Origin of the sequence: Solitalea agri, assembly GCF_023914155.1 — a bacterium.
GTDB lineage: Bacteria > Bacteroidota > Bacteroidia > Sphingobacteriales > Sphingobacteriaceae > Solitalea > Solitalea agri.
On sequence record NZ_JAMWYS010000046.1, the window covers coordinates 57,615 to 69,555 of the forward strand.

General features: G+C 37.4%; 10 protein-coding genes. 5 read left to right on the plus strand and 5 right to left on the minus strand.

Features of this window, described 5'->3' with window-relative positions:
- Positions 1 to 146: 146 nt before the first annotated feature.
- From NF867_RS13695 to NF867_RS13705, 3 genes are all read right to left on the minus strand, one after another.
- Entirely contained in the window at positions 147 to 2,480 is a 2,334-nt protein-coding gene (locus tag NF867_RS13695; RefSeq protein ID WP_252588608.1) for a TonB-dependent receptor, read from the minus strand.
- A 185-nt stretch (positions 2,481 to 2,665) separates the two neighbouring features.
- Complete coding sequence (locus NF867_RS13700; protein WP_252588610.1) at positions 2,666 to 3,037, minus strand: hypothetical protein; 372 nt, start codon at positions 3,035 to 3,037, stop codon at positions 2,666 to 2,668.
- Positions 3,038 to 3,177: 140 nt separating this feature from the next.
- Positions 3,178 to 4,353, minus strand: coding sequence for an alpha/beta hydrolase (locus NF867_RS13705; RefSeq protein ID WP_252588612.1), 1,176 nt, complete (start codon positions 4,351 to 4,353; stop codon positions 3,178 to 3,180).
- Positions 4,354 to 5,152: 799 nt separating this feature from the next.
- On the opposite strand from NF867_RS13705, the gene NF867_RS13710 reads away from it, so the two are divergent.
- Positions 5,153 to 6,019: an N-acetylglucosamine kinase gene (locus tag NF867_RS13710; protein WP_252588614.1), complete on the plus strand. Its 867-nt coding sequence runs from the start codon at positions 5,153 to 5,155 to the stop codon at positions 6,017 to 6,019.
- Between the two features lie 85 nt (positions 6,020 to 6,104).
- Here NF867_RS13710 and NF867_RS13715 read toward each other — a convergent pair whose 3' ends face one another.
- Positions 6,105 to 6,800, minus strand: a complete 696-nt coding sequence (locus tag NF867_RS13715) for an NUDIX hydrolase (protein WP_252588616.1) — start codon at positions 6,798 to 6,800, stop codon at positions 6,105 to 6,107.
- A 147-nt stretch (positions 6,801 to 6,947) separates the two neighbouring features.
- Here NF867_RS13715 and pfkA point away from each other — a divergent pair, with 147 nt between their 5' ends.
- From pfkA to NF867_RS13735, 4 genes are all read left to right on the plus strand, one after another.
- Positions 6,948 to 7,928, plus strand: a complete 981-nt coding sequence (gene pfkA / locus NF867_RS13720) for a 6-phosphofructokinase (protein WP_252588618.1) — start codon at positions 6,948 to 6,950, stop codon at positions 7,926 to 7,928.
- 51 nt (positions 7,929 to 7,979) lie between these two features.
- Positions 7,980 to 8,978 carry a type I glyceraldehyde-3-phosphate dehydrogenase gene (gene gap / locus NF867_RS13725; protein ID WP_252588621.1) on the plus strand — a complete coding sequence of 333 codons (999 nt, stop codon included), beginning with the start codon at positions 7,980 to 7,982 and terminating at the stop codon, positions 8,976 to 8,978.
- A gap of 266 nt (positions 8,979 to 9,244) precedes the next feature.
- Positions 9,245 to 10,183: a malate dehydrogenase gene (mdh, locus tag NF867_RS13730; RefSeq protein ID WP_252588623.1), complete on the plus strand. Its 939-nt coding sequence runs from the start codon at positions 9,245 to 9,247 to the stop codon at positions 10,181 to 10,183.
- A 146-nt stretch (positions 10,184 to 10,329) separates the two neighbouring features.
- Complete coding sequence (locus NF867_RS13735; protein WP_252588625.1) at positions 10,330 to 10,788, plus strand: aspartyl protease family protein; 459 nt, start codon at positions 10,330 to 10,332, stop codon at positions 10,786 to 10,788.
- A 52-nt stretch (positions 10,789 to 10,840) separates the two neighbouring features.
- On the opposite strand, the gene NF867_RS13740 is transcribed toward NF867_RS13735, so the two are convergent.
- Positions 10,841 to 11,698 carry a CHRD domain-containing protein gene (locus NF867_RS13740; protein WP_252588627.1) on the minus strand — a complete coding sequence of 286 codons (858 nt, stop codon included), beginning with the start codon at positions 11,696 to 11,698 and terminating at the stop codon, positions 10,841 to 10,843.
- Between the last annotated feature and the right edge of the window lie 243 nt (positions 11,699 to 11,941).

The following is an 11,941-nucleotide window of genomic DNA, read 5'->3' on the forward strand; positions in this document are numbered from 1 at the left end:
TTTTTTATTTTAGGTTTAAACGATGACATTAAAGGGTGCATTATCCCACTAATCGTCCACATTATTATAGGCAACGCGATAATAATGCTAAGAGAGCGATGCCACTTGTATATATTTTTTCTGATCATTTTTCGCTAATGAATTTTTTACTTTTTAGCCAATTGATAAGTTATCCCCAACACTAAGGTTCGAGGGGCTGCTGCGGTATAAGTTGTGCGATCGGTTATGTTATTACCTCTTGATGCGTTGCTTGCATATAATGCATCAGTTAGGTTCATCAAATTTGAATACACTTCAATCCCTCTCCATTGATAACCTACTCTTGCATTAAGCAGATCATACCCAGAATAACTAACCATGTTGATTTGATTTTGATACCAGCCCGAAACATGTTGCCACTCCATAGAGGTATGGAAGTTTTTAAACCATTGAGGATAATAATTCAATTCGGTATTCCAAACCCAGCGAGGCGACGAAGGCATATCATAGCCATTCAGGTTTTTAAGTTGATCACCTTCTTTATTACTCACCTGGAAATCTTCAAAGCGATGGATTGCACAGGTGCCTCCCAAACGGAAACTCAGTTCTTTTACTGGTTTTATCGTAGTGCTAAATTCAATTCCTTTATGGAGGGTTTTCCCTGCCGATTGGTAATCATAGGAGTTATCCGGCTGACGGATATTCAGTAGTTCATTCTGCCCATCCATTCTGTATATAGCCACATCAACATAAACTTTATTTTGCAGGAAGGCCGCCCAGGCTCCAACCTCATAGTTTTGAAATAAAGCCGGTTTTAGGTTATAGTAAAACTCCGCAGGATTAGAATTCGGTTTTTTACGGAAAATAGCGGTTAACGCCGGGGGAGCAAAGCCTTGTGAATAGTTGGCGTAAAGGCCTTTGTCATGCCCTAAATCATAGGTTAAACCAACTTTAGGTGTAATGCGTTCATATTCTTTGCTGCCTGCCGAAGCATCTAAATAATTATCATAGGTAAACGACATCAAGTCATAGCGTAAGCCTGTTGAAAAACGTAAGTTCTTTAAAGGTTCAAAATCATACTGCATATAAGCTGCAGCATTTCTGATTTTAGCAGTATAATCAGACAGTTTAATATCCGGACGTTCCTTTATAATGGTGTATTTTTCAACCGATTTGCCATCAGGACGTAATTGGGCACTTAAATCGACCTGATAAGCCGAATAATCATTAGGAGAATAATCAAACAAACCACCGGCAATCAATTTTGAGTTTAAGAAACCAAAACGTTGGCTGTGCTGTCCAATTATACCGTAACTGGTAAAGTTGTTCGAATTGATCTCTCCTGCAGCAGTTGTTTGTCCCGGTTTCCATTTGATACCGTAAGACGGATTTTGTCCATGCTCGTTAAAGCGATTAAACAGCGTAATAAAACTCTTCGAACCCTTAGACCAATCGTGCTCTAATGTGATACGTGAACGGCTGGCCTTTGATTTTCGATATGTAAATTCATTATTGCTTGTATAGCTACGATTAAAAAAGGCTGTGCTATCAACGCTTCCAGAGGTTTGGGAATAATAATCTCCATACATAAAAGTTCCTGTCAATTGAGTTTTAGCAGACAATTGATATTCTAAACGAGTATTTATGGAGGTTTTATCATAGTTTGAATAGGTCATCCAACTGCCTTTCTGTTGACTGCTCAAGCCTCCAACGTACACGCCAAATTTCCCAATTTGCGTACCGGCACCAAATTGCAAACGTTTGTATCCCCATTGATCGAACTGAATGCCTACACGCGCTGTTGGAACAGCGGTTGGGCGCTGGGTAATAAAATTTACAGCCCCACCAACTGCTTCCGGTCCATAAATGGATGATACTGGTCCTTTTACCACTTCTATTGAACTAATGGCATATTGGTTAACTTCCAGCAAAGAATTATGGTTAAAAACTCCCATTGGCCTAATACCTATGCCATCTTCCATGTATAGATAATAACCTGAAGTAGTCATAGGTTGGCGAATAGACATGCTATGCTGCTCATTGTTCAAGTTCACCATCAAAACTCCAGATACTTTATTCATCACTTCATAAACAGCAGTAGGTTTGGTTTCTTCTAACAGTTTAGCCGAGATCTTGCTAATGGCAATTGGAGCCTGGCTTCGTAATTGTGATTCACGGCTAGCGGTAACAACCACCTCTTGCATGTTAGCGGCAAACGGATTTAAAGCAATTGAAAGTTCTTTGTTTTCAATCGCAATAGTTACGGTTTGATAGCCTAATAATGAAACTGTGATTTTTGTTGTATTGTCATCCACAGAAAACTTAAATGTTCCCTGGGCATTTGTTTGTGCACCTTTGGTCGTATTGGGTATAAACACATTTGCTCCTGATAAGGGTTCATGTGTTATGGCATCGTAAATTTTCCCTTTGACTAATTGTTGAGCATATGCGCTTGCAAATGCACATAGCATAAAAATGGTAACGTATAACTTCCGTTGCATAAAATTTCTTTCGTAGTAGGCATAGGTTTAGGTAGCACATTACGATTCAATTGAATGAACAGCTGCACCCATGCAAACCTTAATTGCCTGCGAATAAAAAATAAATGAATTGCGTGATCGGGATAGCATTGCTGGTATAAGCCAAGCTAATTTCAACTAATGAATACCGAAGGTTTAAAAGGAAGCTAAACCTGTGGAGGATGATAAATAGTGATGCTCGATTTGATTGGTTCTTTCTGCAAAAAGAAATATTCCTGAGTTAACTTGATGTACGTATTATCGATGAAATTTGGCGTTTCAGATTGAGCAAAAAGGTTTATTTCGAATTTCTCTCTTAAAGAATTGTTAGCCTTTTGCTCTTGCTCTGAAGCTTCCTTTTTAAGCTGCTTCATTAGATAACATTGTCCGTTACAATGAAGTTGAGGCTTATTTTTGTTTTCACAAAGGTATGTTGAAATGAAACTCTTGTTGGCCTCATAGCCCGATACAATAACCAAACTACTGAGTGTTTGCAGCAATATGACAATTGTTAATACTATGGATAAAAGGCGTTTCATTGTTTTTTGACTACACTTATGGAAGATTTTGTTCCACTAAGCAAAACATCACTATAATCTTGTCGCAAAGGTAAAAATCGAGTGACTTTTAACAAATGACTTTGGTCATCTTTTAAATTAGAAAACTTTCGTAGTAGTTACTAAAGTTTATGGAGGAGCTTTCTTACAATGCTACTATTTGCAGGCTCAGGAAATAGCCAGTTGATCGCATCAGGGAATTCGCGTCGCCAGAACCACTCGGCATGTCGGCCATCGGGTTTAAAAACAACTTTCAATTGATCTTCGCTCAAACCTTTCTTTCGAAGAATCGACTCCATTTTTTTTACCTCATAGACCAATGAATCACTTTCTTTTTCTCCTGCTAAAATATACATATGAGTTTTGCGCTCGGGTTTCCACTTATTGGTATAATCATACAAAATGGGATGAAACCAAAAGGATGGAGAAAATACTCCAATCTTGCCAAAAACCTTATCATACTTTAAGCCGCCGTAGAAGGAAATGAGCCCTCCCATTGAGCTACCCATTATTCCTGTGTTTTCTACATCTTTTAAAGTTCGGTAGTGGCAATTAATATACGGGCGCAGGGTATTAACAATAAACTCGAGGTATTTATTTCCTTTACCACCACCATATTTGAGATTCTGATAAGGCGAATAATCGTTAAGTCGTTCGTTGCCGCCATGGTCGATGCCAACAACTATTATTTCTTTATCTAAACTGTCGAGTGTTTCATCAACATTCCATTCCCCGTACGGCGCATAAAAATCATCAAATAAGTTTTGGCCGTCATGCATGTATAAAACAGGATAGTGTTTCTTTTTTGTCGATTTGTCGAAATAAGATTTAGGCAGATAGATCCACACCCGGCGATGGGTTTCGAGTTGTGGGATATAAAAAACCGAATCAACAAGTCGCACACTGCGCGAAGCGGTATGAACCATTTCTTTCTCATAGGTGTCGCTCCAGCTATCTACCTCAATGTTTAAAGTAGTGTCGCCCTTAATTTCAATAAGCCGATTTTGTAAGGTGTTTCCCAAGCTATCGGCCTCTACTTTGGCCCAGCTTCCACGGGTAACTTTAAATTCATATGTACCTGGCTTAAACGTTGTTTTAAGTGAATAGACTCCTTTATTATTGCGTGTAAAGCAATAGTTTGGATCGCTCGGGTTCCAACCGTTGAAATTGCCCGCCATGTAAATTTTGTCGGAGGATGAGGTATTCACCGGTACCGATTGTATACAAACAGTTACCTGGGCATTGCAGATAATGCTCAAAATTAGAGAGAACGCTATAAGAACAGCTCTTTTTCGCATAGTTCTAAAATAAAAAAGGAAAATGGTTTTCAATATTATCTAGCGTATTTTATTAAATTGAATTAATAACTATGGGCCAATAACAAATTTCTAGCTTTGGTCAAGATGCCGTTAATAATTCCTCAATTATTATTCATCAATTTACAATGTTGAGCAATTCTTTACTAATCATTTATATCCAATTGCCATGAAAAATTGGGTTCGTTGCCTGTTTGAGAAACTGTTCATTTAACTTGTTGACGACATGCAATTACAGCCTAAGAAAAACAGGTTTGAGTGGTTTATCCCTCATTCTGATACGAATAATTGATGAACTATAAATTGTTACATCAATATTTGCATTTTCTATAGTAAATTTAGGTTGCTAACTGGTTGTTCCAATAGTTTTAACATTCCCTGGCGTTTTTACCCTATTGCTTTGAGCCTTAAAAACACTTCCAAATGCTACACCCAGCGCTGCAACTGCAAGTTTTCTCGCATACTATATAAGTGAGATCAATAGAAATAGATTGGCTGTTTTTTCAAAAAAAATACGTTGAATGGTCAAAATATGACTTAGTGTATTCTTAACAAAAAAGAAAAATATTTAAGCCGATCGAAGCAGTTATTTACTTCTGTAAATCAATTAATTATGTTTTTTTAGCAGGCTAATTGTGTAATCAATTAAAAAACAATAGCCAACTTCTTAATTTTTTTTTAATTCTATCATTAAAGAATCTGATTTTTTGCTATTTTTGAATTGTTTCTAAAGATTCATTAGAGAAACAACGGTTAAGGATTAATATTAACAGAATATATTATGATAATTATTGCTGATGGTGGTTCTACAAAAACTAACTGGTGTCTGTTAAATAAAGAGAACAAGAAGGTTTATTTTAACACTGAAGGGTATAACCCTTATTTTATTGATACACCTGGAATTATCCAGTCGTTAAAAAATAATCTTCCTGATAATCTGGATATTAATAGCATTGAGCATGTTAGTTTTTACGGTGCGGGATGTTCTAATGAAGAAAAGAACGAAGTGGTAGCATCTGCTCTGCGTACCGTTTTTACAAAAGCGAAAGTTTTTGTAAGTCACGATTTACTTGCGGCCGCAAGAGCACTGCTAGGTAATCAATCTGGGTTTGCCGCAATTTTAGGAACAGGAACTAATACCTGTTATTATGATGGACGTGACATTTCGTTAAATATCGATTCATTAGGCTATATGTTAGGTGATGAAGGAAGTGGGTCGCATATTGGTCGCAGATTATTACGTGATTATATGCGCGGAGTAATGCCTAAAGCGTTAAGTGAGGCTTTTGACCGTACTTATGGTTATTCACACAGTGATATTTTAGACCGGATTTACAAGAAACCATTGCCGAATCGTTTCTTAGCCAGTTTTAGTAAGTTTTTGTATGATAACAGTAATGTTCAGCCATATGCTCGTGAGGTGATCAAAGATTCATTCAATGCCTTTTTCCGTGACTTGGTGAGCCGTTATCCCGATTATCAAAAATACACCTTTAATTGTATAGGTTCTGTAGGGTATAATTTCCGCGATGTTTTAGCCGAAGTAAGCAATGAGTACGGAATGCAGCTAGGAAAAGTTGTTCGTTCGCCTATTGATGATTTGGTTCAATATCATATCAATGAACTAAAGCTTAGTGTAGCTCAATAATAGCCATAATATAAAAACGAACGGCTCTGCAGATTTAACTGTGGAGCCGTTTGTTTTCATATTAACTGTAAAAAGATTAACCGTACTAAAGTTCAAATGAAAATCCCATTTTCTTTAAATTATTATAGCGGGTTTTATTAAATTTATAAAGTTTTGCAGCCCGGTGCGATACATTTTTCTGCTTCTCATCGAGTTCAATCAGTAATCCGAAGCTTAATATTTTCTTTCGGAAGTTTCTTTTGTCAATTGGTTTTTCCAGTATCACTTCATATAGCTGCTGCAGCTGACTTAGTGTAAATTTTTCGGGTAGTAATTCAAAACCAATTGGCTGATATCGTATTTTATTCTGAAGTCGTTTATATGCTTTTTCTAAAATCTGTTGATGGTCGAAGGCTAATGGCTGCAAATCGGCAACTGAAAACCACTGTGCTTTTTTTGCATAGGCACTTAAAGGATTAAGCGTATGTTTTTTTACTTTAATTAATGAAAAGTAAGCTACGGTGATTACTCTTCCTTGTGGATGTCGGTTTACATCACCAAAGGTATAGAGTTGTTCCATATAAACATCATTCAAGCCTGTTAATTCACTTAAAACACGGTTTGCAGCTTGATCAATATTTTCGTTATCATACACAAGGTTGCCGGGTAATGCTAAAAAATCCTTAAAAGGCTCTTCAGCACGTTCAATTAATAATATTCTCAGCTCGCCCTTGTCGAACCCGAACACTACACAGTCCACTGAGAAGTCGGAATGGAGTTTAGGGAGGTCATTGAGTTCCATCAAGAAAAATTAGGATATTGTATAAATTACACTAAAGATTACAGAATTAAAGTACAATATTATTACTTTTGCGTGAGAGACAAAATATAGAATAAAATATTAAAATTACTTAATGATTTTGAATATATTTTGTAATTTTATCGCTTTATGGGGAAAAAAATTGAAAGAATTGCAGTATTGACATCCGGAGGCGATGCTCCCGGAATGAATGCATGCATCAGATCTGTAGTTAGAACCGGTATTTACCATGGCGCTCAAATGTTTGGCGTAATGCAAGGTTACCAAGGACTTATTAACGATGAAATTATTCCACTTAACTCCAAATCGGTGAGTAATATCGTTCAACGAGGTGGGACAATTTTAAAAACTGCCCGTTGTTTAGAATTCAAAACTCCTGAAGGACGTAAAAAAGCATACGACAATCTAGTTAAGCACGAGATTGATGGCCTAGTGGTTATTGGCGGAGATGGTAGCTTTACCGGAGCTGAAATATTATCCAGAGAATATGATATTAAAGTAATTGGTGTACCCGGAACGATTGATAACGATCTTTTCGGCACTGATTTTACTATTGGTTTTGATACCGCCAATAATACCGTTATTGAAGCCATTGATAAAATTCGGGATACTGCTGCATCGCATGACCGTTTATTTTTTGTTGAGGTGATGGGGCGCGATGCCGGGTATATTGCTTTATGGTCGGCAATTGGTGGTGGAGCAGAAGCGGTGCTTATTCCTGAAAAAGAAACCTCAGTTGATGATCTTGTTGATAAATTAATGGTTGATCTCGGAAACCTTAAGACCTCAAGTATTGTTGTAGTAGCTGAAGGTGAGCATGGAGGTGGGGCAATGGCCATTGCCGAAAAAGTTAAGGAACGTTTTAATTACGACACCAAAGTGAGTATTCTTGGCCATTTCCAGCGCGGAGGAAGCCCAACCAGTTTCGATCGTGTATTGGCCAGTCGTTTAGGTCAAGCGGCAGTAGAAGCCTTATTAAAGGGACATAACCGTAAAATGGCGGGGATGATTAGCAACCATGTCGCACTTACCAGCATTGATTTAGCCATTAAGAATAAAACCGAAATGGATGAAACATTAATTGAACTGGTAAATATCCTGGCTATTTAGGCATCAAAAAACACAAACAAATTTCACAAACTATTATAAATTTAGATTAACATGAAAATTGGAATTAACGGATTCGGACGTATCGGAAGACTAGCTTTCCGTGCTGCCATTAACAGACCAGGTGTTGAAGTTGTAGGTATCAACGACTTAATTGAAGTTGATTACATGGCATATATGCTAAAATATGACTCAACTCACGGCCGTTTCGATGGTACTGTTGAGGTTAAAGACGGACATTTAGTTGTAAACGGTAAAACTATCCGTGTTACTGCTGAAAAAGATCCAGCAAACCTTAAATGGAATGAAATTGGCGCTGAATACATTATCGAATCTACTGGTTTATTCCTTACTCAAGATACTGCCGCTAAGCACATTCAGGCTGGGGCTAAAAAAGTAGTTATGTCAGCTCCTGCAAAAGATGATACCCCTACTTTTGTAATGGGAGTTAACCATAAATCATTAACTGCTGACCAAAACATCGTTTCAAACGCTTCATGTACTACTAACTGTTTAGCTCCTGTTGCTAAAGTGTTAAATGATAAATTCGGTATCGTTGAAGGTTTAATGACCACTGTTCACGCTGCTACTGCAACTCAAAAAACAGTTGACGGCCCATCTGCTAAGGATTGGAGAGGTGGTCGTGGTGCTTACCAAAATATCATTCCTTCGTCAACTGGTGCTGCTAAAGCTGTAGGTTTAGTAATTCCTGCTGTTAAAGGTAAATTAACTGGTATGGCGTTCCGCGTTCCTACTGCCGATGTTTCTGTAGTTGACTTAACTGTTCGCTTAGAGAAAGCTGCTTCTTACGAAGAAATTAAAAAAGCAATGAAAGATGCTTCGGAAGGTGAATTAAAAGGAATTTTAGGTTACACTGAAGACGAAGTGGTATCAACTGATTTTACAGGAGATGCACGTACTTCTATCTTCGACGCAAAAGCAGGTATCGCTTTATCTGATAACTTCGTTAAAGTGGTTTCTTGGTACGATAATGAGTGGGGTTACTCAAATAAAATCGTTGATTTAATTGAGTACATCGCTACTGTAAAATAAGTTTGACCCCTAAGTTTATATAATAAAGCGCCTGGCAGTTTCTGTTAGGCGCTTTTGTTGTTATATATTTATAGATAATGATATCAATGAAAAGTTCGATTACATAAAACTTGTAATGCAGCCATAAATTCGAATTGCAACAGAATGTTTATTTAGGCCAACGATTCAGCAATATTTTCAATGCAAATGTTGCTTAAATTCATAAATATTTCATGTCGAAAGTCCTATATTCGCGGCACTTTTATAACCCAATAAATACTTTTATTATGAAAATAACTGTAGTAGGTGCAGGTGCCGTTGGTGCCACCTGTGCAGACAACATCGCTCGCAAAGAGCTTGCTTCAGAAGTAGTATTGTTAGATATCAAAGAAGGTTTTGCCGAAGGTAAAGCAATGGATATGATGCAAACTGCTATGTTATTAGGTTTCGATACCAAAATTACTGGTACAACTAATGACTATTCTAAAACTGCTGGTTCAGAGGTAGTAGTTATTACTTCTGGTTTGCCTCGTAAACCGGGAATGACTCGCGAAGAGTTAATCGGTATCAATGCAGGTATTGTTAAAGGTGTTGCTGAAAACATCTTAAAACATTCTCCCAATGCAATCTTTGTTATTATTTCTAATCCAATGGATACCATGACCTATTTGGCATTTAAAGCCTTAGGTTTGCCTAAAAACCGTGTAATCGGTATGGGTGGTGCTTTGGATTCATCTCGCTTTAAATATTTCTTAGGTCAGGCGATGAATTGCTCATCAAACGAGCTTCATGCAACAGTTATCGGTGGTCATGGTGATACAACGATGATTCCTTTAACCCGTTTGGCTACTTATAACGGTGTTCCTGTTTCTAAATTCTTAGATGCTGAAACATTGAAAAAAGTGGCTGCTGATACAATGGTTGGTGGTGCTACTTTAACTGGTTTATTGGGTACTTCAGCTTGGTATGCTCCTGGAGCAGCAGGCGCTGCAATGGTTGAGGCTATTGTTCGTGATGAGAAACGTGTATTTGCATCTTCAGTTTTCTTAGAAGGTGAATACGGTCAGTCAGATATTTGTATGGGTGTTCCTGTAGTAGTTGGGAAAAATGGTTGGGAAAAAATCATTGATTTCGAATTGAACGAAGAGGAAAAAGCAGCTTTTGCAAAAAGTGCTGACGCTGTTCGTGCAATGAACAACGTATTGTCAGATATGAAGTTGGTTTAATATAAGCTGATTAAGATACATCAGAGCCTGACCGGTATAATCCGGTTAGGCTCTTTTTTTAATGACAAATTCAACGATTTCTTTCGTTTATTTGTAAACTATCATTCAAATTTTCATTTGAAACCAATAATTCAAACCTGCTAAAAATGGTATTCAATCTTTCAACGCTAATTTTTGGTATAAAAACCTATACACTTCCTCTTGATATCTTTAGTTTAGATGGAGATGGCTTTCACCCTAAAATAGAAATTGAGATTAATGGCGTTAAGCAAAAGGCTATTTTAGATACAGGAGCCTCAAAAACCGCTTTCGACCATGATTTGCTTCAGGCAATAGCCGGTGAACAGGTTTTTCATTTGGATGAAAAGCTGTCTACCGGATTAGGAACTAACTCAATGCAATGTTTTAAGGCTACAATTGATCTGAAACTGGGTGATTTGAGTATTCCTAACTATTATGCTGCTGTTCTTGATCTGTCTCATATAAACATCGCTTATGAAAAGCTTGGGTTGGAAAAAGTGATCGGGGTTATTGGCAGTGATATTTTAGTCCGATACAAGGCTATAGTTGATTATGAAAATAAAGTGTTGACACTAAAGGTTTAAAACAACAAGGAGGATATCCCGTCCCCCTTGTTGTTCTTTTAATTCGATTGGTTTAATCTTTTAGCTGTCCCCGGATAATGCCTCCAGGGAAATTAGTAGAATGAACATTTACATAAAGCGGATTAGCAAATAAATCAGCAAACTGTGTATCATTGATTGTTCGTGATTGAATAGAACCTATTTGACTCGCGTTATCAGCAACATTAATAATTACCGGGCCATTTTCTGTAGCAGTTCCTTTGTGAATATGAGCAATTAAAAGGTTGTCACCTGATTCGAGGTTCGCAACTGTTACTTTTGTGAAAAGCATTTTATCTTCTGAAATTCTTATCTGTGCATTTCCTGTTGCAGTGCTCGAAACGGCCGGAACTTGATTACCTGGCAATAGATCGATATCGGCGCCAAATTTTAATGGATGGTCAAGCTGATTGCGTAATAAGCCCGCAGGCTTTTGCATCGAGTGGATATTGATATACAGATCATTGCCTGCCAATATGCGTTGGTATTGCTCTTCGGTAACATCTACCGTGTCTTTTATACTATTATTGGAGTCGAATTTCATTTCATTATTATCTACTAGCATTACTAATATTGGGCCGGTTTCCAATGTACCACCTTCATGAATATGTGCAACTGTTAGGTGGTCAGTAGGGTCAAGATGGGAAACTGATATTTCAAAATAGAGTTTCCGGTTGTTGTAGAGGTGAAAACAGGCTTTGCCGGTTTCGTTTCTGTTCATATGGGCCGGTACTTCAAATCGAGCCGAAATTGGTGCGTCTTCAAACTCTTTGGCCAAAAGAGGTTTAGCTTCATCTAAGGAAGCTGTTTCTTCATTACAAGAGGTGATGAAAAATCCAAGCAGTAAAAAGCATCCCATGCCTTTTACAAGCGTTAAATCAGATTTTCTCATAATCAAAGATTTAGATTAACAAATTGGTTAATTGTCAATTCTTCGAAAAAAGTGTAGGATGGCAGGTATATTTTAATGAGAGAAAAGCTATTTGGTTTACCCGAAGAACTGTACTGGAGGTACGGACAATGCTATAAAATGGTTGCCTTGTGTACAATTTAGATTAAAAAATAGAGGCTGTCTCAAAAGGACGGCCTCTTTCTATTTTCAGGGGTTATCAACAAGTTAAAGCAGGATTTGTTG